The following is a 24,845-nucleotide window of genomic DNA, read 5'->3' as shown; positions in this document are numbered from 1 at the left end:
GCGTTCACAAAACCCCTGTGGGAGCGAGCTTGCTCGCGATGGCGCCAGTCGTCTCAATCCATCTCTCCCAGTCGAATGTCACAAGTCGGTGACATAACTCGCCCCTTTCGTTACCTGCCGCCCGCCATCCCTTGTTTAGACTCCCTGCGTCAAAACAACAAAAAAAGGTACCCCGATGGACACCTTCCAACCGGCCTTCAGCAGTTGGCTGAATGCCCCTGCCCACCAGCAATGGCTTGCCGATGAAGGCTTGCGGCTGCTGGCGTTCGCCAAGGCCTCGAAGCTGCCGGACGGCTTTGGCAACCTGGATGAGCTTGGGCGCCTGCCGGCCGATGCCCGGGCCGAAACCATGAACACAGCGCGCATGACCCACAGCTTCGCCATGGCTCACATCCAGGGCCTGCCGGGTTTTGCCGAGTTGGTGGACCACGGCATCCAGGCTCTCAATGGCCGTTTGCGCGACGCCGAGCACGGTGGCTGGTTCGCTACGACGCGGCCTGATGAAGACGGTGCTGGCAAGGCGGCCTACCTGCATGCATTCGTTGCCCTGGCGGCCAGTTCCGCGGTGGTGGCCCAGCGTCCTGGCGCTGCGGCGTTGCTGGACGAAGCGGTGCGGATCATCGATGAGCATTTCTGGTGTGAGGAGGAGGGCGCCTTGCGCGAATCCTTCAACCGCGACTGGAGCGAGGAAGAGGCCTATCGCGGCGCCAACAGCAACATGCACGCCACCGAAGCCTTCCTGGCCCTGGCCGATGCCACCGACGATCCTCGTTGGTTGGCCCGTGCCCTGCGTATCGTCGAGCGGGTGATCCACGGCCATGCCGCCGCCAACGACTATCTGGTAGTGGAGCATTTCGACCGCCACTGGCAGCCGCTGCGCGAATACAACCAGGACAATCCTGCCGATGGTTTCCGCCCTTATGGCACCACTCCCGGCCACGGTTTCGAATGGGCGCGGCTGCTGCTGCACCTTGAAGCCGCACGGGTCCAGATCGGCATGCTGACCCCGGGGTGGCTGGCCCAGGACGCGCAAAAACTCTTCGACCAGAACTGCCGCCATGGCTGGGACGTCGATGGCGCGCCGGGCATTGTCTACACCCTGGACTGGGACAACCGCGCCGTGGTTCGTCACCGCCTGCATTGGGTCCACGCCGAAGCAGCGGCGGCTGCCAGCGCCTTGCTCAAACGCACCGACGAGGCGAAGTACGAAGCCTGGTACCGGTGCTTCTGGGAGTTCTGTGACAAACATTTCATCGATCGCTGCAACGGCAGCTGGCATCACGAACTCGATCCGCAAAACCGTCCCAGCGCCGATATCTGGCCGGGCAAGCCGGACCTGTATCACGCCTGGCAGGCGGTCCTGATCCCGCGCCTGCCCCTGGCACCGAGCATGGCGTCAGCCCTGGCGCGGTTATCCAGCCCAGCGCCTGTGTAACCATGTCGTGACATTTGCACGTCCCTTCGTTACCTGCGAAGGGATTCCCTCTGATTAGAATCCATGCAGCGCAAGCACCAGACTTGCATGCATAACAACAAGAAAGGTAATTCTAGATGAATGCGATTTCTCGCCTCGCTACTGTCATTTCTCTTGCTTCCCTGCTTCCCGTCGCAGCCTTCCCTGTCACTACCCTTGCCGCCGAATCCAAAGGTTCCGTGGAAGTCGTCCACTGGTGGACGTCGGGTGGTGAAAAAGCCGCGGTCGATGTGCTCAAGGCCCAGGTAGAGAAAGACGGCTTTACCTGGAAGGACGGCGCTGTCGCCGGTGGTGGCGGTTCCACTGCCATGACCGTGCTCAAGAGCCGTGCCGTGGCCGGCAACCCACCGGGTGTCGCCCAGATCAAGGGCCCGGACATCCAGGAATGGGCGTCCACCGGGCTGCTCGACACCGACATCCTCAAGGACGTCGCCAAGGCCGAGAAGTGGGACAGCCTGCTCGACAAGAAAGTCTCCGATACCGTGAAGTACGACGGTGACTACGTCGCCGTGCCGGTGAACATCCACCGCGTCAACTGGCTGTGGATCAACCCGGAAGTCTTCAAGAAAGCCGGTATCACCAAGAACCCGACCACCCTCGAAGAATTCTACGCGGCCGGCGACAAGCTCAAGGCTGCGGGCTTCATTCCGCTCGCCCACGGTGGCCAGCCTTGGCAGGACAGCACTGTGTTCGAAGCCGTGGTGCTCTCGGTGATGGGTGCCGATGGCTACAAGAAGGCCCTGGTCGACCTGGACAACAAGGCCCTGACCGGTCCGGAAATGGTCAAGGCACTGACCGAACTGAAGAAAGTCGCGACCTACATGGACGCCGATGGCAAGGGCCAGGACTGGAACCTGGAAGCGGCCAAGGTCATCAACGGCAAGGCCGGCATGCAGATCATGGGTGACTGGGCCAAGAGCGAGTGGACCGCGGCGAAGAAAGTCGCCGGCAAGGACTACGAGTGCGTGGCCTTCCCGGGCACCGACAAGGCCTTCACCTACAACATCGACTCCCTGGCGGTGTTCAAGCAGAAGGACGCGGGCACCGCGGCCGGTCAGCAGGATATCGCCAAGGTCGTGCTGGGTGAGAACTTCCAGAAAGTCTTCAGCATCAACAAAGGCTCGATCCCGGTGCGCAACGACATGCTGGGCGACATGGCCAAGTACGGTTTCGATTCCTGCGCCCAGACCGCGGCCAAGGACTTCCTGACGGACGCCAAGTCCGGCGGCCTGCAACCGAGCATGGCGCACAACATGGCGACCACGCTGGCGGTACAGGGTGCGTTCTTCGATGTGGTGACCAATTACATCAACGACCCGAAAGCCGACCCGGCCGATGCTGCCAAGAAACTGGGCGCAGCGGTTCAGTCTGCCAAGTAATTTGCGCCGCGGTCCCTTGTGGGAACGAGCCTGTGGGAGCAAAGCTTGCTCGCGATGAACGATAACGCGGTCATTAGAAAGACCGAGGCGCCTTCATCGCGAGCAAGCTCAGCTCCCACACAAGCTCGCTCCCACAAAGGGATGCCCTTGTAACCTTGTTTTGGATCTTCCCATGAGTTCTGTTGCTGTGTTCAGCAAGGCCTCGCCGTTCGATGCACTGCAGCGCTGGCTCCCGAAGCTGGTGCTGGCGCCGAGCATGTTCATCGTTCTGGTGGGCTTCTATGGCTATATCTTGTGGACCTTCGTCCTGTCGTTCACCACCTCGACGTTCTTGCCGAACTACAAGTGGGCCGGCCTGGCGCAATACGCGCGGTTGATGGACAACGACCGCTGGTGGGTGGCGAGCAAGAACCTGGTGCTCTTTGGTGGCATGTTCATCGGCATCACCCTGGTGATCGGCGTGCTGCTGGCGGTGTTTCTCGACCAGCGCATTCGTCGCGAAGGTTTCATCCGCACCATTTACCTGTACCCGATGGCGCTCTCGATGATCGTCACCGGTACGGCCTGGAAATGGCTGCTCAACCCGGGCATGGGCCTGGACAAATTGTTGCGTGACTGGGGTTGGGAAGGCTTCCGCCTGGATTGGCTGATCGACCCGGACCGCGTGGTGTACTGCCTGGTGATCGCGGCGGTATGGCAGGCCTCGGGCTTCATCATGGCGATGTTCCTGGCCGGCCTGCGGGGTGTCGATCAATCGATCATCCGTGCCGCGCAGATCGATGGCGCGAGCATGCCGCGCATCTACTGGAAAGTGGTGTTGCCGAGCTTGCGCCCGGTGTTCTTCAGCGCCGTGATGATCCTGGCGCACATCGCGATCAAGAGCTTCGACCTGGTGGCGGCGATGACGGCCGGTGGCCCGGGTTATTCCTCCGACCTGCCAGCGATGTTCATGTATTCCTTCACCTTCAGTCGCGGCCAGATGGGCATGGGCTCGGCCAGTGCAATCCTGATGCTCGGTGCGATCCTCGCAATCATCGTGCCTTACCTGTACTCCGAGCTGAGGACCAAGCGTCATGACTAGTCTCGCTGCCAAACCTTCCATCAGCCTGAGTCGCATCGCGATCTACGCGGTGCTGATCCTCGCCGTATTGCTTTACCTGGTGCCATTGGTGGTCATGTTGTTGACCAGCTTCAAAACGCCGGAGGACATCAGCACCGGCAACCTGCTGAGCTGGCCGACTGTGGTCAGCGGCATTGGCTGGGTCAAGGCCTGGGCCACGGTGGACAGCTACTTCTGGAACTCGATCAAGATCACCGTCCCGGCGGTGCTGATCTCTACCGCCATCGGTGCCTTGAACGGCTACGTGTTGTCGATGTGGCGTTTTCGCGGTTCGCAGTTGTTCTTCGGCCTGTTGCTGTTCGGGTGCTTCCTGCCGTTCCAGACTGTCCTGCTGCCGGCCTCGTTCACCCTCGGCAAGATGGGCCTGGCCAGTACCACCACGGGCCTGGTGTTCGTGCACGTGGTCTATGGCCTGGCGTTCACCACGCTGTTCTTCCGTAACTACTACGTGAGCATTCCCGATGCACTGGTGAAGGCGGCGCGACTGGACGGTGCGGGTTTCTTCACCATCTTCCGGCGGATCATCCTGCCGATGTCCACCCCGATCATCATGGTGTGCCTGATCTGGCAGTTCACGCAGATCTGGAACGACTTCCTGTTCGGCGTGGTGTTCTCCAGCGGTGATTCGCAGCCCATCACAGTGGCGCTGAACAACTTGGTCAACACCAGTACCGGGGCCAAGGAATACAACGTGGACATGGCGGCGGCGATGATCGCCGGGCTGCCGACCCTGCTGGTCTATGTGGTCGCAGGCAAGTATTTCGTGCGCGGCCTGACGGCCGGCGCAGTCAAGGGGTAATCATGGCAACGCTTGAACTTCGCAACGTAAACAAGACCTATGGTGCCGGCCTGCCGGACACCCTGAAGAACATCGAGTTGTCGATCAAGGACGGGGAGTTCCTGATCCTCGTCGGACCTTCGGGCTGCGGCAAGTCGACGCTGATGAACTGCATCGCCGGCCTGGAGACCATTACCGGCGGCGCGATCATGATCGGTGACCAGGATGTCAGCGGCATGAGCCCGAAGGATCGTGACATCGCCATGGTGTTCCAGTCCTACGCGCTGTACCCGACCATGAGCGTGCGCGAGAACATCGAGTTCGGCCTGAAAATCCGCAAGATGAACCAGTCGGCCATCGACGAAGAAGTCAATCGAGTGGCCAAGCTGCTGCAGATCGAGCACCTGCTCAATCGCAAGCCCGGCCAGCTTTCCGGCGGCCAGCAACAGCGCGTGGCCATGGGCCGGGCGCTGGCGCGGCGGCCGAAGATCTACCTGTTCGACGAGCCGCTGTCCAACCTCGACGCCAAGCTGCGGGTCGAGATGCGTACCGAAATGAAGCTGATGCACCAGCGCCTGAAGACCACCACGGTCTACGTGACCCACGACCAGATCGAAGCCATGACCCTGGGCGACAAAGTGGCGGTGATGAAGGACGGGATCATCCAGCAGTTCGGCACTCCGAAAGACATCTACACCAACCCGGCCAACCTGTTCGTGGCGAGCTTCATCGGTTCGCCGCCGATGAACTTCATCCCGCTGCGCCTGCAACGCAAGGACGGTCGCCTGCTGGCGCTGCTCGACAGCGGCCAGGCCCGTTGCGAACTGCCGATGGGCATGCAGGACGCCGGCCTGGAAGACCGCGAAGTGATCCTGGGCATGCGCCCGGAGCAGATCATGCTGGCGGGCAGCGAGCCCAATGGCTTGCCGACCATTCGCGCCGAAGTGCAGGTCACCGAGCCTACCGGGCCGGACACCCTGGTGTTCGTCAGCCTCAACGACACCAAGGTTTGCTGCCGCCTGGCGCCGGACGTGGCGCCGCAAGTCGGGGAGACCCTGACGCTGCAATTCGATCCATCGAAAGTGCTGCTGTTCGATGCCCAGTCCGGCGAACGCCTGGGCGTGGCCGGCCAGCCGCAAACAGATGCCCGGACTGCAAACGTAGCGCAGTTCAAGGGCCGGTGAAGAGTAAGTGTGGGAACAGGTTTGCTCCCACAGGAAAGGAGTATGCGGTGGATGGGGACATTCGCCGCAATCGTTGTAAACCGCGTTAGATAAAAACAGTTAATAACAATAAATAAAGACGAGGATGTAGGGATGAAAAAGAAAAACAACGCCCAGCTTATCTGCCAGTTGTCAGCCGTTGCGGCGATGATGCTGGCCGGTAGCGCACACGCAGCCGACGCGTTCAGCGCCGACTCGAAGTGGATGACGGGCGATTGGGGCGGTGAACGGACCAAGCTGATCGAGCAAGGTATCGATATCAAGGCTGACTTTGTCGGGGAGATGGGTGCCAACCTCCACGGCGGCTACAACGATGACAAGACCGCGCGCTGGTCCCAGCAGTTTGGCCTGGGCGTCGCGCTCGATCTGGAGAAGCTGGCGGGCTGGGGCGATACGGAAGCCAAGATCCAGTTCACACGGCGTGACGGTCGCAACATCTCCAACGACCGTATCGGTGATCCCCGTGCCGGTACCCTCAGTTCTTCCCAGGAAGTCTGGGGTCGTGGGCAAACCACTCGTCTGACCCAGTTGTGGATCAAACAGAAATACTTCGACAGCAAACTGGATGTCAAAGCCGGTTACTTCGGTGAGGGCGAAGACTTCAACACCTTCCCGTGCGAGTTCCAGAACCTGGCGTTCTGCGGTTCACAAGCGGGTAACTGGGCGACCGGCATCTGGTACAACTGGCCGATCATGCAGGCGGCGATTCGCGTCAAATATAACCTCACGCCTGAGCTCTATGCGCAAATCGGTGCCTACAACCAGAACCCTTCGCAACTGGAAAACAACAACCGCTACAAACTCAGCGGCAGCGGTACCAAGGGTACCCTCATTCCGGTCGAGCTGGTCTGGTCACCCAAGATCAATAACCTGCCGGGCGAGTACCGTGTCGGTTATTACAAAAGTACGGCCAAGGCCGATGACGTCCGTGAAGACGACGATGGCAACGACGCCGCGACCACCGGCAACGCCTATCGCAGCCACAGCAGCAAGGACGGCTACTGGTTCGTCGCGCAACAACAACTCACTACCCACAATGGTGATGCTTCGCGCGGCCTGAACATCGCGGCCAACGCCACCTTCCATGACAAGGAAACCAACGTCGTCGACAACTACCAGTCGCTGATGTTCGTGTACAAGGGACCGTTCGATGCGCGTCCAAAAGACGATGTCGGCATCGGTTTCTCCCGTATCCATGTCAACGAAGATGTGAAGAAAAACTCTGAACTGGTCAACGCCGCCAATGGCGTCAGCGACTACGATAATCCGCTGTTCGCGCCACTGCGTAGCACTGAGTACAACTACGAGGTCAACTACGGTTTCCACGTGACCAACTGGCTGACCGTGCGTCCGAACCTGCAGTACATCACTCACCCGGGCGGTGTTGATGAAGTCGACAACGCGCTGGTGGCCGGCTTGAAAATTCAGTCGGTGTTCTAACGCTGTTGCGATAAGCTCCTCTCTATGTGCGCATATTTGCGGACGGCCAAGGCTGTCCGCTTTTTTTTGGGGAGCGCGTTGGGTTGCATGAGGAACCTGTGGCGAGGGAGCTGTGGGAGCAAAGCTTGCTCGCGACACAGGCGCCTCGGTTCCAGGGCAAACCGCGTCAGCTTCGTCGCGGGCAAGCCTTGCTCCCACAGCAAGCTCCCTCGCCACAAAAATAGTGTCGTACTTAGTTGAGTATTCAATGATCTCCAGGACCGCGGCCCATGCATGAGCATCCGCTACAACGCTTTTTCAGATCCTTGCGCGAACGCCCGGTATTCGCGTGGGAGCGCTATCGGCAACGCGATGTGTTGGTGATCGATCACCCGTTGTGCCAGGCGGTGTTCAGTCGCCAGGGCGCGCAGTTGCTGCACTTCCAGCCGCGAGGCCAGAAGCCCTGGTTGTGGTGCGCGGCCAAATGGCCACACGTCGGTGCGATCCGTGGCGGAGTACCGGTGTGCTGGCCGTGGTATGGCCGTCATCCCAGCGAAAACGCCTGGCCGTCCCATGGTTGGGCGCGGTTGATCGATTGGAAGCTGCTCGACAGCCGCAGTGATGAAGACGGTGTGCATCTGCACTGGCAACTGCAATTGTGCGACTGGCAAGTGGACTTGCACGCCGACCTGGGCGAGCGCATGGAACTGCGCTTGAGCACCGAGCACCAGGACAGCCTGCCGTGCCAGTTGAGCCAGGCCTTGCACGCCTATTGGCGTATTGGTGACGTCGGTGAGGTAGCGCTGTCTGGGCTCGAAGGTGCCCAGGGTTACGACCAGTTGAGCCGTGCGGCTTGCCAGCAGGAAGGCGAGTTGCGGGTCGAGGGCGGCTGCCAGCGGGTGTTCCAGCATGAGGGTGAATTGCAGCTCAAGGATCACGCCTGGCAGCGCGAATTGTGCATCGACACCGGCGACAGTGCCGACACCGTGGTCTGGCATCCCGGCACGCGGCCGTTGCTGGGGGTGAGTTGGGATGAGGTCAGCGAATTCGTCTGTGTCGAAGCGGCCAGTGGCGGCACCGATAGCCTGTGCCTGGCGCCGGGGGAGCGGGCGCACCTGAGTTTGCAGGCGTGGGTGGGGGCTTGATGCAGGGGGCAGGGTGGTGGGTGAGGCTGCTGGCCCCATCGCGAGCAAGCTCGCTCCCACACTGGATCTTCGGCGTTCACAAAACCCATGTGGGAGCGAGCTCGCTCGCGATGACGGACTACCCGGCAGCGAGGATTCTGGATCGAATCAGTTGAACTCATCCCCCACCGGATACCGGCTGGCATTCAGGCTTTCCTTGATCTTGCGCAGATGCGGCTGGAAGTCCACGCCCCGACGCAGGGTCATGCCGGTGGCGAGCACGTCCAGTACGGTGAGTTGGATGATCCGCGAGGTCATCGGCATATAGATGTCAGTGTCTTCGGGCAGGGGGATGTTCAGGCTCAGGGTGCTGGCCTTGGCCAGCGGCGAGCCTTCGGCGGTCAGGCCCAATACCGAGGCGCCGTTTTCCCGGGCGATGCGCGCCACTTCCACCAGCTCGCGGGTGCGGCCGGTGTAGGAAATGATCACGAACAGCTCGCCTGTATGGGCCACCGACGCAATCATGCGCTGCATCAGGACGTCGGCGTGAGCGGTCACTGCCAAGTTGAAGCGGAAAAACTTGTGCTGGGCATCCAGAGCCACCGGGGCGGAGGCGCCGAGGCCGAAGAAGTGGATCTGCCGGGCCTGGATCAGCAGGTCCACGGCGCGACTGATCAAATTGGGATCGAGGGCCTGGCAGGCGCTGTCCAATGAGGCAATGGCACTGCCAAAGATCTTGCGGGTATAGGCTTCCGGGTTGTCATCGGCTTCTACCGCGCGGCTGACATAAGCGGCGCCGCTGGCCAGGCTCTGGGCCAATTGCAGTTTGAGTTCCGGGTAACCGCTGACGCCGAACGAGCGGCAGAAACGGTTGACGGTCGGTTCGCTGACCGAAGCCGCCTGGGCGAGGGCGGCGATGCTGAAGCGGGTCGCCTGCTGCGGGTTGAGCAGGATGATCTCGGCCACCTTGCGTTCGGCCTTGTTCAGGTCTTCAAGGCGACTCTGGATCTGTTCCAGTAAGTTTCGCACGCGGTCCATACAAGATTCCTAGGAAGACGGGTCTTTGATACGACCCTTTGCGGTGGCCTATCCTACTGATGGCTCCGACGGACCACCACTCGGAATCGGTATTTTCGAAAAATGTTGTGGTTATTACTACATTTTTCCTTGAGTGATACCTTGAAAAAAGGTATTTGTAGTTTAACTTGATAAAAGAACAAACATCATGCCTTCGATTACGGTTGAACCGTGCACCTTTGCCTTGTTCGGCGCGTTGGGCGATCTGGCCTTGCGCAAGCTCTTTCCTGCCCTGTACCAGCTCGATGGCGCCCAATTGTTGCACGAGGACACGCGGATCATTGCGCTGGCCCGTGAGCCCGGCGGTGAGCAGCAGCACCTGGCATTCATCGCCGCCGAGCTGCGCCGTTATGTTGGCGAAAAAGACCTGGACGAAGCCGTACTCGAGCGCTTCCTGGCACGTTTGACCTACCTGCATGTGGATTTCCTCAAGGCCGACGATTATGTCGCCCTGGCCGAAGCGGCCGGTTCGACCCAGCAGGTCATTGCCTATTTCGCCACCCCGGCGGCGGTGTATGGGGCAATCTGCGAGAACCTGGCGAAGGTCGGCTTGAGCGAGAACACCCGGGTCGTGCTGGAGAAGCCCATTGGCTCGGACCTGGAGTCGTCGCGCAAGGTCAACGACGCCGTGGCGCAGTTCTTCCCGGAAAACCGTACCTATCGCATCGACCATTACCTGGGCAAGGAGACGGTGCAGAACCTGATCGCCCTGCGGTTCGCCAACAGCCTGTTCGAAACCCAGTGGAACCAGAACTACATTTCCCACGTGGAAATCACCGTGGCCGAGAAGGTCGGTATCGAAGGCCGCTGGGGCTATTTCGACAAGGCCGGCCAACTGCGGGACATGATCCAGAACCACCTGCTGCAGCTGCTGTGCCTGATCGCCATGGACCCACCGGCCGACTTGTCCGCCGACAGTATCCGTGACGAGAAGGTCAAGGTGCTCAAGGCCCTCGCGCCGATCAGCCCGGAAGGCTTGACCACCCAGGTGGTGCGTGGCCAGTACATCGCCGGCCACAGCGAAGGCAAGGCGGTGCCTGGCTACCTCGAAGAACCGAATTCCAACACCCAGAGCGACACCGAGACGTTCGTCGCCCTGCGCGCCGACATCCGCAACTGGCGTTGGGCCGGGGTGCCGTTTTACTTGCGTACCGGCAAGCGCATGCCGCAGAAGCTGTCGCAGATCGTTATCCACTTCAAGGAACCGTCCCACTACATCTTCGCGCCCGAGCAGCGTTTGCAGATCAGCAACAAGCTGATCATCCGCCTGCAACCGGACGAAGGGATTTCCTTGCGGGTGATGACCAAGGAGCAGGGCCTGGACAAGGGCATGCAATTGCGCAGCGGTCCGCTGCAACTCAACTTCTCCGACACTTATCGCAGCGCACGGATTCCCGATGCCTACGAGCGGTTGTTGCTGGAAGTCATGAACGGCAATCAGAACCTGTTTGTCCGTAAAGATGAAATCGAAGCCGCGTGGACGTGGTGTGACCAGTTGATTGCCGGGTGGAAAAAATCCGGCGATGCGCCCAAGCCGTATGCGGCGGGGTCCTGGGGGCCGATGAGCTCCATTGCACTGATCACGCGGGATGGGAGGTCATGGTATGGCGATATCTGAAGTGAAACTGCCGCAGGGCGTCAGCGCCCATGAATTCAAGAACCCGGTGCTGCTGGCCGAAGGCCTGGCGCTGAACGTGGCCGAGCAGTTGCGCAATGCGATCGATGCGCGCGGCACGGCGACCCTGGTGGTGTCCGGTGGCCGCAGCCCGGTGGCGTTTTTCCAGCACTTGGCCAAGCAGGCGCTGGACTGGTCCAAGGTGGTGGTCAGCCTCGCCGATGAGCGCTGGGTGCCGGTTGAACACGCCGACAGCAACGCTGGCTTGCTCAAGCGCTACCTGTTGCAAGGTGCGGCGGCCAAGGCCCAGTTCCTGAGCCTCTACAGCGCCAGCGCTCACCTGGAAGCGGCTGCCGAGCAGGCCGATCGTTTGCTGGCCGAGCTGCCGCCCATCGACGTGCTGGTATTGGGCATGGGCGATGACGGGCATACCGCTTCGCTGTTCCCCGGTAGCCCGAACCTGGCCCAAGCCCTGGACGCCAATGGCGCACGCCGCTGCTGGCCGATGCTGGCACCGACCGTGCCGCACCAGCGCTTGACCATGAGCCGCGCCTTGCTGGCTTCGGCGCAACACAAAGTGCTGTCGATTTCCGGTCAGTCGAAATTGACCACCCTGAACGCTGCGGTGGCAGGTGACGATGTCGCCGAAATGCCGATCCGTGCGTTTTTGCAACCTACGTTAGAGATTTACTGGTGCCCATGAACCAAGGATCAGCCGCTATGACAAACCCATCCCCGACCGTTTCCATGGCGGACAAAGTTGCCCTGATCGACAGCCTCTGCGCCAAGGCGCGGATCCTGCCGGTGATCACCATCGCCCGTGAACAGGACATCCTGCCGCTGGCCGATGCCCTGGCCGCCGGTGGCCTGACGGCGCTGGAAGTGACGTTGCGTTCCCAACACGGTCTCAAGGCTATCCAGGTGCTGCGCGAGCAGCGTCCGGAACTGGTGACCGGCGCCGGCACGGTGCTCGATCGCCATATGCTGGACGCCGCCGAGGCGGCCGGCTCGCAGTTCATCGTTACTCCGGGCATCACCCGTGACCTGCTCGAAGCCAGCGTCTACAGCTCTATCCCCTTGTTGCCGGGCATCAGCAATGCCTCGGGCATCATGGAAGGCTACAGCCTGGGCTATCGCCGCTTCAAACTGTTCCCGGCCGAAGTCAGCGGTGGCGTCGCGGCCATCAAGGCCTTGGGCGGCCCGTTCGGCGAAGTGAAATTCTGCCCGACCGGCGGCGTGAGCCCAGCCAACATCAAGAGCTACATGGCGTTGAAAAACGTGATGTGCGTGGGCGGAAGCTGGATGCTTGATCCGGAGTGGATCAAGAACGGCGACTGGGCCCGCATTCAGGAATGCACCGCCGAAGCCTTGGCGCTGCTGGACTGATTGTTTTACCGAACCTCGTTGGGTGTTCTACGGTTTTACGGTGCGCTTGGTCGGCGCGCCGTTTTTTTTTGCCTGGGTTTTTATGCTGGCACAGATTTCCTGTGGCCAGGGATCTAGGTGCGGCTCAGCTGGATCAGCGCCTCGGTCAACCGCTCGATATCACTCGCCAAGGTAATCAACCCTGGGGTAATGCGGATGCATGGCCCGACGCTGGTATGGCGTACCACGGTGAAAATTCCATGCTCATCGAGCAGTCGAGCGGCCATCGCCTGTTGATCGGCCTGGTTGGTGAAGCGCATCGCCGTGATACCGCAATAGAGCCGCCGGTCATCCGGGGTCATCACCTCGATGCCCGGCACATCGCGCACGGCATTCACCCACAGGTCGCGCAGGTAGCAGAGGCGCGGGCCTTTGGCCAAGGCGCCGCCCAGGCTCCGGTGTTCTTCGAAGACCAGGGGCAGGGTGAGCAAGGCCGGGATATTGGGCGTGCTGTGGGGTGTGCGCGAGCGGATGTCGGTGGCGGGGTAGTTGTCTTCGTCCATGTCCGGGTCGATGTCGGCCAACCGCTGCGGGGCGATGTACAGGAAACCCTGGGAGAGGGGGCCGCCGATCCACTTCTGCAGGTTGAACCCGGCAAATTCGATCCCGAGCTTCTTCAGGTCGAAATCGATCTGGCCCAGGGCGTGGGCACCGTCGAGGATGATATCGACGGCAAACTCCCGAGCGTTCTCGGCAATGGCCTGGACCGGCATCACCAGCCCGGTCAGGTGGTTGACGTAGGTCAGCGCCATCAGCTTGAGGCGAGGGTAGCGAATGAACGCTTCGCGGTAAGTGCTCACCAGGCTGTCGAAACTGGCGGGGTGCTGGTGGACGATTTCGATCACCTCCACGCCACGTTGGCGGGCCAGCCAGCGCATGGCGCTTTTGACCGAGGCATATTCCACGTCACAGATCAGCACTTGATCGCCCGGCTTGAGGCCGTTGTAGTTGCGAATCAAGGTTTGCAGGGCATCCACCGCGCTGTTGGCCAGCGTCACGCTCTGGGGAGAGGCGTGGATCAGCCGGGCCACCTGTCGCCGAATGGCTTCGCCGTGTTCCCGGTCGAACTGCTGGCGCACATACACCGAGTTGCCGCGGTTGATGAATTCGATGTTGCGCTGGTATTCCTCCACCACGGTGCGGGACATGCGTCCGAAGTAGCCGTTTTCCAGGTTGAGTGGCCCGGTGGGATCGATGTCGTAGCGGTCGACAAAGGTTCGCCAAAAGCCTTCATCGTGGGCGCGCAGCGTGTTCTCGGGCATGGCAGGTCTCAGTCAGTCAATGGCGAGGTTTGGGCAGGCCATGTTTGGCGCGCAGCGGATCCAGCAGGTCGGACAAACCGTTATGATCGATTTCCTGCATCAATGCCAGCAAACCGCCGAGTTCACCGTGGGGGAAACCCTCGCGCGCGAACCAGTTCAGGTATTGACCCGGCAGGTCGGCAAGGATTCGGCCCTTGTACTTACCAAAGGGCATTTGACGCGTAACGAGCAACTCGAGCTTTTCCGGATTCATGGCATTCGTCTTGATTCAAACCTGCCTTGAAAATACAGGCATTCTGCATGCAGGCCAAATGACAGATCATGCAAATAGCGCGGATACAGTTTTTAGGGAGTTAATTAACTAATTGATTTTTAAAGTATTTTATTTGAATTGATGGCTGGCATGGCTGATGCAATATCCCTTGCAGGTTTTTTATTCACCAGCAAAGGAACTGAAAAATGACTGACATCAACAAAGAATCCATCTCCGTCTTGAACGACCTGATCGAGACCAGCAAGGATGGCCAGGAAGGGTTCAAGACCTGCGCTGAAGACATCAAGCATCCAGAACTCAAGACGTTGTTCGTCCAGCGTTCCGCCGATTGCGCCACCGCGGCAGCGGAGTTGCAAGCCGCCGTTCGTTCGCTGGGCGGTGATCCGGAAACGTCCACCAGCGTCGCCGGTGACCTGCACCGTCGGTGGGTAGACGTGAAATCCATGTTCACCGGCAAGGACGAAGAAGCGGTGCTCAACGAAGCCGAGCGCGGTGAAGATCACGCCCTCAAGGCCTACAAAGAGGCCATCGAGAAAATCAACAAGCACAACCTGGTGGGCATTCGTGACCTGGTCGAGCGTCAGTACCATGGCGTGCAACGCAACCACGACCAGGTCAAGGCTCTGCGTAACCAGGCGCGTGCCCAGAGTTAAACACGCAGCCAACACAAAAAAACGCCAGCCTGCCTGGCGTTTTTTTTGGGCGAAAATTTACCCGTGGCGAGGGAGCTTGCTCCCGCCGGGCTGCGCAGCAGCCCCAAAACGCGGGTCGCTGCGCAACCCAGCGGGAGCAAGCTCCCTCGCCACAAGGCGTTTTTGTTTTATTTCCTGCCAAACAGCTCTGGACTCGAATAGTTAGCTAGCTAATAATTGCGCCGCCCCTCACCCTCTATTGCATCTATCGTTATTGCGTCCCCAGAAGAGTTTTTTCGCGTGCCCATTACCTTCCAGGCCTTGTTCGCCCCCGACCGCCTCGCTGTGCAGTTCGCCATCAAGACCGTGCTTGGCGCCGGGCTGGCGTTATGGCTGGCGTTGCGCTGGGGGTTGGAGCAGCCATCGTGGGCGCTGATGACGGCGATCATCGTCGCCCAGCCACTGTCCGGGATGGTGGTGCAGAAAGGGTTGGCGCGATTGGTCGGCACGTTGGTGGGCACCGTCATGTCGGTGGTGTTCATGGGCCTGTTTGCCCAGGCGCCCTGGTTGTTCCTGCTGGCCTTGGCGCTCTGGCTGGGCCTGTGCACAGCCTGTTCGACGCTGCTGCGCAGTGCCTGGTCGTATTCATTCGTGTTGGCCGGCTACACGGTGGCGATCATTGCCCTGCCGGCCATTTCCCATCCGTTGGGGGTGTTCGACCAAGCGGTGGCGCGCTGCACCGAGATCAGCCTGGGCATCGTCTGTGCCACGGCGGCCAGTGCCTTGCTCTGGCCGTTGCGGGTCGAGCGGCAACTGGCCGGTCAGGCCCTGGCTGCCTGGCAGAGTGGCATGCAGGCAGCCCGTGCGACCCTGGCGGGCGATGCCCAGGCCCGTAAAGGGTTGCTGGAAATTCTGGGCAGGATCGTCGCGGTGGATGCCCAGCGCGAACATGCCTGGTTCGAAGGCAGTCGTGGTCGGCAGCGAGCCCGGGCCATCAGCGGCTTGAGCCAGAAACTGCTGATGCTGCTGCGCATCTCGCGCTCGGTGCGCCGGCAGTGGAAGCAGCTTGACCCTGAGGAAGCTGTGGCGCTCCAGCCGTGGATGAACGAGGTGCAGCAAGCCCTCGATGCCGACAGTGCGACCCTGCAAGCCTTGCGCCCTCGGGTATGGGATGCGTCCCACGACCCGCAGATCAGCGCGGCGCAGAGTTACTGCCTGGCGCGGTTCGCCTTGTTGCTCGATACCGCCCTGGCCGCCTGCGCCGCCTTGACGGCGGTGCAGGAGGGCAGGGAGGCGGCGGATCCACCCCGCACCTTGACGCCCCATCGCGACTTGTCCCTGGCCATGGTCTTCGGCGCGCGTAGCGCCCTGGCATTCCTGGCGGTGGCCTGTTTCTGGCTGGCGACCGCCTGGCCCGCCGCATCGGGTGCGCTGGTCCTGACGTGTGTGGTGTGCAGCCTGTTCGCCAGTCGCGAAAACGGCGCGCAGATCGGCATGAGTTTTCTGCGGGGCATCTTTTTGGCCGTGCCGACGGCGTTTGTGATCGGCGAACTCGTTCTACCGCAATGGAGCAGTTTCGCGATGCTGTGCCTGGCCATGGGCGTGCCGTTGTTTTTCGGGGCATTGGGCATGGCCAAGCCGCAGATCTTCGCCACGGCGACGTCGTTCTGCCTGCATTTCGTGGTGTTGATTTCACCGCTCAATGCCATGAAATATGACGTCGCGGCGTTCTTCAACAACGCCCAGGCCATGATGATCGGCGTGGGCGCGGCGGTGCTGGCCTTCAATCTGCTGATTTTGCGCAACCCGGCCTGGCACAGCCGCCGTCTGCTGGCCGCGACCCTTCACGATCTGGTGCGCCTGACCCATCGCCGCCTGCCGGGGGCCGAGAGTTGGTTCGGCGGGCGCATGGCCGACCGGCTGTTGCAGCTCGCCAGGCATTACCCGGAACTGCCGGCGCAGTCGCGCAGCCGTTGGGATGATGGTTTGCTTGGCCTGGACATCGGCGATGAGCTGTTGCATTTGCGCCTGAGCCTGGCCGTCGCCCAAGTGCCCGATACCCGGGCGCAGCGCCGTTATTTCGAAGCGCTGGAGCAGGTGCTCGAGCGTGGTCCGGCCGGTGACCAGGCCGATGGGCTGGCCCCGGCGAGCGCCGCATTCCTGAACGTGTTGTCGACCCAGCCGCCCAGCGATGCACTGAAGCTGGCCCAGGGTGCGGTGGTGCAATTGCAAAACAGCTGGCGCGCCTGGTGCAGCCAGCACGAACCTGAACGACGGGAGCACAGCCATGGGCTTGCGTGAGTGGTCGATTGGCGGGGTGTTGCTCAGCCCGTTCCTGATTTATGTGGTGCTGGCGTTGCTGGTGACCGGCGCGCTGCGCCTGTTGCTCAGTCTGCTGCCGGCCGGGCGCTGGATCTGGCATGAAGCCTTGTTCGACTGCGCCCTGTATGTCTGTGTCCTGACTGTCATTACCGTGGTCCTCGGGCCGCTATAGGAGTTGAACATGCGTACTTCCGTACGTGTCGCCGTCACGCTGTGCATGGTGGCCGTGGCGATCTTCGCCGGCTTTCACCTGTGGCAGTACTACATGCTCACGCCCTGGACTCGCGATGCGCGGATCCGCGCCGACGTGGTGGTGATCGCACCCGACGTGTCGGGCTGGGTGCGCGAACTCAAGGCTGTGGATAACCAGCAGGTCAAGGCCGGTGATCTATTGTTGAGCATCGACCGCGAGCGTTTCGAGGCAGCGGTGGAGAAGGCCCGGGCTGTGGTCCAGACACGCCAGCAGCAACTGAGCCTGCGCGAACACGAAGCCAGTCGTCGCGCCGCCCTGGGGCCCCAGGCCATCAGTGCCGAACTGCGGGAAAACGCCCAGATCAACGCCGGCATCGCCCGCGGCGAACTGCGCGAAGCCCAGGCCGAGGCCAAGGTCGCCGAGCTCAACCTGGCCCGCAGTCAGGTCCTGGCCCCCCGTAGCGGCCACATCACCAACCTGCGTCTGGCCGAAGGCAACTACGTGAATGCCGGGCAGCCGGTCATGGCGCTGATCGACGACTCGACGTTCTATGTGCAGGCCTATTTCGAAGAAACCAAATTGCCCAGGATTCGTGTGGGCGATCCGGTCAAGATCTGGCTGATGAGTGCCGGCCATGCGCTGGAGGGGCATGTCGAAAGCATCAGCCGCGGCATTACCGACCGCAACACCAACCCCGATGCGCAGTTGCTGGCGGAGGTGGAGCCAACCTTCAACTGGGTGCGCCTGGCCCAGCGGATCCCGGTGCGGATCAAGTTGGACAAGGTGCCGGAGGGCGTGAACCTGAGCGCCGGGATGACGGCGAGCGTGCAGGTGCGCGAAGACCAGCCATAGTCCGTCGCGCCACGAACCTTGTGGCGAGGGAGCTTGCTCCCGCTGGGGTGCGAAGCACCCCTAAAAAAAAGCGCCCGCGTTGGATCTGATCAAACGCGGGCGCTTTTTTACGACGGCTTCGCCGCCGAACGGGAGCAAGCTCCCTCGCCACAGAGGATGCGTTGCTTCATCCAATTCGCTGGGGCCGATCGCTTCAGTGAATTAACCGACAGTGATCGCCGGCAACGTCGGCAAGGTCACGGTCTGCTGCTTGCGTGGGGCGAGGATTTCGGCTTCGCCGTCCACCACCAGCTCGTCACGCTGGTTGAACACGCGGGTGGCGATGCGTACGCGAAACTTCGGCATCTTTTCCAGGATCTCCAGGCGCACGGTCAGGGTGTCGCCGATTTTCACCGGTTTCTGGAAGCTCATCTGCTGGCCGATATAGATCGTGCCCGGCCCAGGCAGCTCGCACGCCACTGCCGCGCTGATCAGCGCACCGCTGAACATGCCGTGGGCGATGCGCTCCTTGAACATGCTCGCCGCGGCGAATTCGGCGTCCAGGTGCACGGGGTTGTGATCGCCCGACATCGCTGCGAACAACTGGATATCGCGTTCCTCGACGGTCTTGCTGTAGCTGGCGGTCTGGCCTATTTCGAGGGCTTCGTAAGGGGTGTTGGTAACCTGGGTCATCTGTTTCAGATCCTGTGGAATAAAGGAAAACGCTGCAAGCCTACTCGCTGCGTGGCGGCCGCTTGTGGTCCAAGGCCTGGGCAATCCAGGCCAGCACGTCGGCGGTCACTTCATCGCGGTTGGTTTCATTGAACAATTCGTGTCGGGCCTGCGGGTAAATAGTCAGTTGCAGGTGCTGGCTGCCGGCGTCGCGCAGGGCGTCGGCCAGATCCTTCAGACGCTTGCCTTCGCTCACCGGATCACATTCGCCACCGATCACCAGCAAGGGCAGGCCCGGATCGATCTGGGCGAGATTGGACGCTTTGCTGATTTGCTGCAAGCCGCCGAGCAGGTCGACCCACAGTTGATTGCTGCAGCGAAAGCCGCACAGCGGGTCGTGGACGTACTTGTCGACTTCGGCCGGATCGCGACTGAGCCAGTCGAAGGGGGTACGGGTCGGTTTGAATTTCTTGTTGAAACTGCCGAACGACAGCCACTCGATCAATGCACTGCGTCCCGTCGCACCCTGGCGCCGGCGTTCGAAGCGGGCGATCAGGCGAGCGCTGCGGTAGAGCGCCACCGGCTGGAAATTCGAACCACTGAGAATCGCCCCGTGCAGGCTGGCGCTGTGATGCAGCAGGTAACCCTGGGCGATGTAGCTGCCCATGCTGTGGCCCAGCAGCAGGATGGGCGTATCCGGGTGCTGCTGGCCGATGTGATGGTTGAGGCTGGCCAAATCACCCACGACCTTGGCCCAGCCATCTTCGTCGGCAAAGTGGCCGAGGGTCGCTCCCTCGCCGGTCTTGCCATGGCCGCGCAGGTCCATCCCATAGACACCGTAGCCTTCGTCGCACAGCGCCTGGGCCAGGCGGGCGTAGCGGCCGCTGTGTTCGGCCATGCCGTGGGCCAGCATGATCACCGCCAACGGGGCGGTTTCGGGCAGCCACTGGTTGACGAACAGGCGGCTATGGTCGGTCGCGGTCAGCCAGAACGTTTGGTGGATCATGGCGATTCCTTTGCACAAAGTCAGACGCAGCGTCGCTGCATTGTATAGCGCATCCGTTGCGTCTCGCCTGATCAGGCCACACCATGGCAAGAAGATTCACACAATCTATGACGCAGGTTGCCATATTTGCCTGATTGGCCATAGCTGCTAGTGTCCCAAGAGCTCCGCCTCTGCAAGCGATACAGACGCGGCCCGGACATGCTCAGGTAAAGAGGACAAAAACAATGCAGCCTGATTTCTGGAATGACAAACGCCCGGCCGGCGTGCCCCTGGACGTCGACCTGGGGACCTACAAGTCGGTGATCGAGGTGTTCGAGCGTTCCTGCAAGAAATTTGCCGACCGTCCGGCGTTCAGCAACATGGGAGTGACCCTCACCTATGCCGAGCTCGAGCGCTACAGCGCGGCCTTTGCCGGCTACCTGCAAACCCATACCGACCTGGCGCCTGGCGATCGTATCGCGGTGCAGATGCCTAACATCCTGCAGTACCCGATCGCCGTGTTCGGTGCCTTGCGCGCCGGGCTGATCGTGGTCAACACCAACCCGCTGTATACCGCGCGGGAAATGCGTCATCAGTTCAAGGACTCCGGGGCCCGGGCGCTGGTGTACCTGAACATGTTCGGGCAGAAAGTCCAGGAGGTGTTGCCCGATACGGACCTGCAGTACCTGATCGAAGCGAAGATGGGCGACCTGATGCCCACCGCCAAGGGCTGGCTGGTCAACACGATGGTGAGCAAGGTCAAGAAAATGGTCCCGGCCTATTCGCTGCCCCAGGCCATTTCCTTCAAGAGCGCCTTGCGCCTGGGACGCGGCCAGGGCATCAAGCCGCTGAACGTCAGCCTCGACGATATTGCGGTATTGCAATACACCGGTGGCACCACCGGGTTGGCGAAGGGCGCGATGCTGACCCACGGCAACCTGGTGGCCAACATGCAACAGGCCCGGGCCTGCCTGGGACAGCTCGGCGATGACGGCCAGCCGCTGCTGCGCGAAGGCCAGGAGGTCATGATCGCGCCACTGCCGCTGTACCATATCTATGCGTTCACGGCGAACTGCATGTGCATGATGGTGACCGGCAACCACAACGTGCTGATCACCAATCCACGGGACATCGGCGGCTTCATCAAGGAACTGAAGAACTGGCGTTTCTCGTTGTTGCTGGGGCTCAACACGCTGTTCGTGGCGTTGATGGACCATCCGGATTTCAAGACCCTGGATTTTTCCCACCTCAAGGTCACCAACTCCGGCGGCACCGCGTTGATCAAGGCCACCGCCGAGCGCTGGCAGCAGCTCACCGGTTGCGGCATTACCGAGGGCTATGGCCTGACCGAAACCTCACCGGTGGCGAGTGCCAATCCTTATGGTGGCAAGTCTCGACTGGGCACGGTGGGGATGCCGGTGCCGGGTACGCTGATGAAAGTGATCAACGACGATGGCGTTGAGCAGCCCCTGGGCGAGCGCGGCGAGCTGTGCATCAAGGGGCCGCAGATCATGAAGGGTTATTGGAACAAGCCCGAGGCCACGGCCGAAGTGCTGGACAGCGAGGGCTGGTTCAAGTCTGGCGATATCGCGGTGATCGACCCGGACGGTTTCGTGCGCATTGTCGACCGCAAGAAGGACATGATCATCGTCTCGGGTTTCAATGTGTACCCCAACGAGATCGAAGACGTGGTGATGGCCCATCCCAAGGTGGCCAACTGCGCGGTGATCGGCGTGCCGGACGAGCGTTCGGGGGAGGCGGTGAAGTTGTTCGTGGTGGCGCGTGAGGCCGGGGTCAGCCTCGAAGAACTCAAGGCCTACTGCAAGGAAAACTTCACCGGCTACAAGATTCCCAAGCACATCGTGTTGCGGGATTCATTGCCGATGACGCCAGTGGGCAAGATCCTGCGGCGGGAGTTGCGGGATATCGCCTGAGGCGCCTGCCTCATGGAAACCCTGTGGGAGCGAGCTTGCTCGCGATAGCGGTAGGTCAGTGACAGAAATGTTGGCTGATACACCGTCATCGCGAGCAAGCTCGCTCCCACCGTTTTTTATGTATTCGGGGTAATTATCCGGAGCTTAGAATTTTTACTCTAAAAATGACCATAAAATATTCATGAGTCATGTTTATGACTGTGGGGGTTGTTTTTGGCTCTAGGCGACCCTTGGCAAAGCTGCTACTCTCGGCGCGCTTTTGTGACTTCTCGGCCTTGATTCAAGCCAGATTCACCAATAAACACACACCAATAATAATCGCATCAAATGCGGTGAGAATTCGCGTTGCTGAGGAGTGGGCTTCCATGATCGAAGACTTTTGGAAGGATAAGTACCCAGCTGGGATTGCTGCCGACATCAATCCAGACGAGTATCCGAATATTCAGGCGGTGTTGAAGCAGTCCTGCCAACGCTTTGCCAACAAGCCGGCATTCAGCAACCTCGGCAAGACGATCACCTACGGTGAGCTCTACGAGTTGTCCGGGGCGTTTGCCGCGTACCTGCAACAGCATACCGATTTACAGCCGGGCGATCGAATCGCCGTGCAGCTGCCCAACGTTCTCCAGTACCCGGTGGCCGTGTTCGGTGCGATCCGTGCCGGGCTGATCGTGGTCAACACCAACCCGTTGTACACCGCGCGGGAAATGGAACACCAGTTCAACGACTCCGGTGCCAAGGCCCTGGTGTGCCTGGCGAACATGGCGCACCTGGCGGAAACCGTGGTACCGAAGACGGGCGTCAAGCACGTCATCGTCACCGAAGTCGCCGACCTGCTGCCGCCGCTCAAGCGCCTGTTGATCAACAGCGTGATCAAGTACGTCAAGAAGATGGTTCCGGCTTATCACTTGCCCAAGGCCGTCAAGTTCAACGACGTGCTGAGCAAAGGCCACGGCCAGCCGGTGAACGAAGCCAACCCCACCAGCGACGACGTGGCTGTGCTGCAATACACCGGCGGCACCACCGGCGTGGCCAAGGGCGCGATGCTCAGCCACCGCAACCTGGTGGCGAACATGCTGCAGTGCAAGGCGCTGATGGGCTCCAACCTCAATGAGGGTTGCGAGGTGCTGATCACGCCACTGCCGCTGTACCACATCTATGCCTTCACCTTTCATTGCATGGCGATGATGCTGATCGGCAACCACAATATCCTGATCAGCAACCCGCGCGACCTTTCGGCGATGGTCAAGGAACTGTCGAAGTGGAAGTTCAGCGGTTTCGTCGGTCTCAATACGCTGTTCGTGGCCCTGTGCAACAACGAAGCCTTCCGCAAGCTGGACTTCTCGGCACTGAAAGTCACCCTGTCCGGTGGCATGGCCCTGCAACTGGCCGCGGCCGAGCGCTGGAAAGCGGTGACCGGTTGCCCGATCTGCGAAGGTTATGGCATGACCGAAACCAGCCCGGTGGCCACCGTCAACCCGATCCAGAACATCCAGATCGGTACCATCGGCATTCCCGTGCCGTCGACGCTGTGCAAGGTGATCAATGACGCGGGCGTCGAGCAGCCATTGGGCGAAATCGGCGAGTTGTGCGTGAAAGGTCCGCAGGTGATGAAGGGCTACTGGCAGCGTCAGGAAGCCACCGACGAGATCCTCGATAGCGAAGGCTGGCTCAAGACCGGTGACATTGCGCTGATCCAGCCGGACGGCTACATGCGCATCGTCGATCGCAAGAAGGACATGATCCTGATCTCCGGTTTCAACGTGTACCCCAACGAACTGGAAGATGTGCTGGCAACCCTGCCGGGCGTGCTGCAATGCGCGGCCATCGGCGTACCGGACGAAAAATCCGGCGAGGCGATCAAGATCTTCATCGTCGTACGGCCCGGTGTCACGTTGACCAAGGAACAGGTGATGGAACACATGCGTGCCAACGTCACCGGCTACAAGGTGCCCAAGGCCGTGGAGTTCCGCGATGCCTTGCCGACCACCAACGTGGGCAAGATCCTGCGCCGCGAGTTGCGGGATGAAGAACTCAGGAAGCTGGGGTTGAAGAAGTAAGACCGTTGCCAACAAAAAGCCCCGCTGATGCGGGGCTTTTTGTTGGGCGATGACCTGAAGCGAGAGCGCTTGTGTGGCGAGGGAGCTTGCTCCCGCTGGGCTGCGCAGCAGCCCCCTGCGATTCTACTGACACACCGCAAGGGCCGCTGCGCGTCCAGCGGGAGCAAGCTCCCTCGCCACAGGGAACCGGTGCTTCTCGGGTCCGGTTACAACCGGAACTGCGCAAAATCCAGGTTGGTGCCACCCGGCCGCATGTCCTGCAGGTAGGCGTCCTTGTCGGCGCTCAGCTCCAGGCTCAGGGCGGCCTTGCGTTTGCCCTGGTTGCGCACTTCCAGGCCTTCCATTTTTTCCCGCAGGAACACGGTCGGCACCTTCAAGTGCAGCAGCTCATCGGTGGCCGGCGTGTGCAGCAGCAGGTGGATCCATTCGTACTGACCGATGGCCAGGCGCGCCACCGGGATATCGAACCAGAAGATGTTGCGGTTGCGGTTCAATTCGCTGAAATGGCAGTTGTTGACGCCCAGTACGGCGCCGCCCAGTTCCTGGTTCCTGCGGGCGATGGCCTGCTTTTTATCGAGTTTCATAACGTTCCTACGGGGTTGGAGCTTCAAGCCACAGCCTGAATACGTGGGGCATTCTCGGGGGTTGATCGACAAACATAAAGTGCAACCTGCATTCGGCAATGAAATGTGCCGCTGAAAAAAATGAAACTCCCGGCAAACGGCCCCGGTCAACCCTTATGTAATGACTTTTCGTACCGTTGTTCACAGGAGAGACATCATGGGTAGCACGAGCGATAAAGTGAAGGGCGTTGCCAACGAAGCCGTTGGCAACATCAAGCAAGGCGTCGGCAAGGCCACCGACAATGACCGCATGCGCGCCGAGGGCGTGGTCCAGGAGAAAAAAGGCGAGGCCCAACAAGCCGTGGGCAAGGCCAAGGATGCGCTCAAGAAAGGCATCGACAAGGCTTAACCCGCCTGTAGTAAAGCGAATGGAACGGTCATCTGCGGGTGGCCGTTTTCATGTCGGCTCGAACTTGCACCGGGGAA

Annotated in this window: 23 protein-coding genes; 17 read left to right on the top strand and 6 right to left on the bottom strand. The window is 60.9% G+C overall.

The window, feature by feature from the left end; all coding sequences use genetic code 11:
* Window positions 1-175 precede the first annotated feature (175 nt).
* The 7 genes from IB266_RS20590 to IB266_RS20560 all read left to right on the top strand — a co-directional run bounded on the left by IB266_RS20590 (window position 176) and on the right by IB266_RS20560 (window position 8,538).
* Window positions 176-1,435 carry an AGE family epimerase/isomerase gene (locus IB266_RS20590; protein WP_192262251.1) on the top strand — a complete coding sequence of 420 codons (1,260 nt, stop codon included), beginning with the start codon at window positions 176-178 and terminating at the stop codon, window positions 1,433-1,435.
* Window positions 1,436-1,551: 116 nt separating this feature from the next.
* Window positions 1,552-2,853: an ABC transporter substrate-binding protein gene (locus IB266_RS20585; protein WP_060738870.1), complete on the top strand. Its 1,302-nt coding sequence runs from the start codon at window positions 1,552-1,554 to the stop codon at window positions 2,851-2,853.
* 172 nt (window positions 2,854-3,025) lie between these two features.
* A complete protein-coding gene (locus IB266_RS20580; protein WP_060738869.1) occupies window positions 3,026-3,934 on the top strand; it encodes a carbohydrate ABC transporter permease in 909 nt (302 codons plus the stop codon).
* Window positions 3,927-4,772, top strand: coding sequence for a carbohydrate ABC transporter permease (locus IB266_RS20575; protein WP_192262250.1), 846 nt, complete (start codon window positions 3,927-3,929; stop codon window positions 4,770-4,772). Before IB266_RS20580 ends, IB266_RS20575 begins: the two co-directional genes overlap by 8 nt.
* A 2-nt stretch (window positions 4,773-4,774) precedes the next feature.
* Window positions 4,775-5,935, top strand: coding sequence for an ABC transporter ATP-binding protein (locus IB266_RS20570; protein ID WP_060738868.1), 1,161 nt, complete (start codon window positions 4,775-4,777; stop codon window positions 5,933-5,935).
* A 132-nt stretch (window positions 5,936-6,067) separates the two neighbouring features.
* The gene (locus tag IB266_RS20565) at window positions 6,068-7,414 is read left to right on the top strand and encodes a carbohydrate porin (RefSeq protein WP_192262249.1); all 1,347 of its coding nucleotides are present in this window, start codon (window positions 6,068-6,070) and stop codon (window positions 7,412-7,414) included.
* Window positions 7,415-7,683: 269 nt separating this feature from the next.
* A complete protein-coding gene (locus IB266_RS20560) occupies window positions 7,684-8,538 on the top strand; it encodes a D-hexose-6-phosphate mutarotase (protein ID WP_192262248.1) in 855 nt (284 codons plus the stop codon).
* A gap of 147 nt (window positions 8,539-8,685) precedes the next feature.
* Here the strand turns inward: IB266_RS20560 and IB266_RS20555 are convergent, their stop codons facing one another.
* Window positions 8,686-9,546 (bottom strand): MurR/RpiR family transcriptional regulator, encoded by an 861-nt coding sequence (locus tag IB266_RS20555; RefSeq protein WP_170842276.1) that lies wholly within the window; start codon window positions 9,544-9,546, stop codon window positions 8,686-8,688.
* Between the two features lie 196 nt (window positions 9,547-9,742).
* On the opposite strand from IB266_RS20555, the gene zwf reads away from it, so the two are divergent.
* From zwf to IB266_RS20540, 3 genes are read left to right on the top strand one after another with little or no spacing between them, the layout of a single operon-like run.
* Window positions 9,743-11,212 carry a glucose-6-phosphate dehydrogenase gene (zwf, locus tag IB266_RS20550; protein WP_192262247.1) on the top strand — a complete coding sequence of 490 codons (1,470 nt, stop codon included), beginning with the start codon at window positions 9,743-9,745 and terminating at the stop codon, window positions 11,210-11,212.
* Window positions 11,199-11,912, top strand: a complete 714-nt coding sequence (pgl, locus tag IB266_RS20545) for a 6-phosphogluconolactonase (protein ID WP_103310900.1) — start codon at window positions 11,199-11,201, stop codon at window positions 11,910-11,912. The genes zwf and pgl overlap by 14 nt, the downstream gene beginning before the upstream one ends.
* A gap of 17 nt (window positions 11,913-11,929) precedes the next feature.
* The gene (locus IB266_RS20540; RefSeq protein ID WP_060738863.1) at window positions 11,930-12,595 is read left to right on the top strand and encodes a bifunctional 4-hydroxy-2-oxoglutarate aldolase/2-dehydro-3-deoxy-phosphogluconate aldolase; all 666 of its coding nucleotides are present in this window, start codon (window positions 11,930-11,932) and stop codon (window positions 12,593-12,595) included.
* Between the two features lie 113 nt (window positions 12,596-12,708).
* On the opposite strand, the gene IB266_RS20535 is transcribed toward IB266_RS20540, so the two are convergent.
* Together IB266_RS20535 and IB266_RS20530 are read right to left on the bottom strand one after the other, a co-directional pair.
* A complete protein-coding gene (locus tag IB266_RS20535) occupies window positions 12,709-13,896 on the bottom strand; it encodes an aminotransferase class V-fold PLP-dependent enzyme (protein WP_192262246.1) in 1,188 nt (395 codons plus the stop codon).
* A 16-nt stretch (window positions 13,897-13,912) separates the two neighbouring features.
* A complete protein-coding gene (locus IB266_RS20530; RefSeq protein WP_060738861.1) occupies window positions 13,913-14,149 on the bottom strand; it encodes a DUF3820 family protein in 237 nt (78 codons plus the stop codon).
* Window positions 14,150-14,355: 206 nt separating this feature from the next.
* On the opposite strand from IB266_RS20530, the gene IB266_RS20525 reads away from it, so the two are divergent.
* The 4 genes from IB266_RS20525 (at window position 14,356) to IB266_RS20510 (ending at window position 18,169) form a co-directional block, all read left to right on the top strand.
* Window positions 14,356-14,823 carry a ferritin-like domain-containing protein gene (locus tag IB266_RS20525; RefSeq protein ID WP_060738860.1) on the top strand — a complete coding sequence of 156 codons (468 nt, stop codon included), beginning with the start codon at window positions 14,356-14,358 and terminating at the stop codon, window positions 14,821-14,823.
* A gap of 279 nt (window positions 14,824-15,102) precedes the next feature.
* Window positions 15,103-17,103: an FUSC family protein gene (locus IB266_RS20520; protein WP_192262245.1), complete on the top strand. Its 2,001-nt coding sequence runs from the start codon at window positions 15,103-15,105 to the stop codon at window positions 17,101-17,103.
* Window positions 17,090-17,296, top strand: coding sequence for a DUF1656 domain-containing protein (locus IB266_RS20515; protein ID WP_192262244.1), 207 nt, complete (start codon window positions 17,090-17,092; stop codon window positions 17,294-17,296). Before IB266_RS20520 ends, IB266_RS20515 begins: the two co-directional genes overlap by 14 nt.
* Window positions 17,297-17,305: 9 nt before the next feature.
* Window positions 17,306-18,169: an HlyD family secretion protein gene (locus IB266_RS20510; protein WP_092203894.1), complete on the top strand. Its 864-nt coding sequence runs from the start codon at window positions 17,306-17,308 to the stop codon at window positions 18,167-18,169.
* A gap of 201 nt (window positions 18,170-18,370) precedes the next feature.
* On the opposite strand, the gene IB266_RS20505 is transcribed toward IB266_RS20510, so the two are convergent.
* Together IB266_RS20505 and IB266_RS20500 are read right to left on the bottom strand one after the other, a co-directional pair.
* Window positions 18,371-18,841 (bottom strand): MaoC family dehydratase, encoded by a 471-nt coding sequence (locus IB266_RS20505; protein WP_092166033.1) that lies wholly within the window; start codon window positions 18,839-18,841, stop codon window positions 18,371-18,373.
* 40 nt (window positions 18,842-18,881) lie between these two features.
* Window positions 18,882-19,826, bottom strand: a complete 945-nt coding sequence (locus tag IB266_RS20500) for an alpha/beta hydrolase (RefSeq protein WP_192262243.1) — start codon at window positions 19,824-19,826, stop codon at window positions 18,882-18,884.
* Between the two features lie 224 nt (window positions 19,827-20,050).
* On the opposite strand from IB266_RS20500, the gene fadD2 reads away from it, so the two are divergent.
* Both fadD2 and fadD1 read left to right on the top strand, forming a co-directional pair.
* Window positions 20,051-21,739, top strand: a complete 1,689-nt coding sequence (gene fadD2 / locus IB266_RS20495; protein WP_192262242.1) for a long-chain-fatty-acid--CoA ligase FadD2 — start codon at window positions 20,051-20,053, stop codon at window positions 21,737-21,739.
* 365 nt (window positions 21,740-22,104) lie between these two features.
* Window positions 22,105-23,796, top strand: a complete 1,692-nt coding sequence (gene fadD1, locus IB266_RS20490; protein WP_192262241.1) for a long-chain-fatty-acid--CoA ligase FadD1 — start codon at window positions 22,105-22,107, stop codon at window positions 23,794-23,796.
* 206 nt (window positions 23,797-24,002) lie between these two features.
* Here the strand turns inward: fadD1 and IB266_RS20485 are convergent, their stop codons facing one another.
* The gene (locus tag IB266_RS20485) at window positions 24,003-24,380 is read right to left on the bottom strand and encodes a hypothetical protein (RefSeq protein WP_060738853.1); all 378 of its coding nucleotides are present in this window, start codon (window positions 24,378-24,380) and stop codon (window positions 24,003-24,005) included.
* A 196-nt stretch (window positions 24,381-24,576) separates the two neighbouring features.
* Here IB266_RS20485 and IB266_RS20480 point away from each other — a divergent pair, with 196 nt between their 5' ends.
* Window positions 24,577-24,768 carry a CsbD family protein gene (locus tag IB266_RS20480; RefSeq protein WP_192262240.1) on the top strand — a complete coding sequence of 64 codons (192 nt, stop codon included), beginning with the start codon at window positions 24,577-24,579 and terminating at the stop codon, window positions 24,766-24,768.
* The last annotated feature ends 77 nt before the right edge of the window (window positions 24,769-24,845 follow it).

It is taken from the genome of Pseudomonas sp. Pdm06, from assembly GCF_014851795.1.
Taxonomy (GTDB): domain Bacteria; phylum Pseudomonadota; class Gammaproteobacteria; order Pseudomonadales; family Pseudomonadaceae; genus Aquipseudomonas; species Aquipseudomonas fluorescens_AA.
This window is presented reverse-complemented; position numbering and strand designations above follow the sequence as displayed.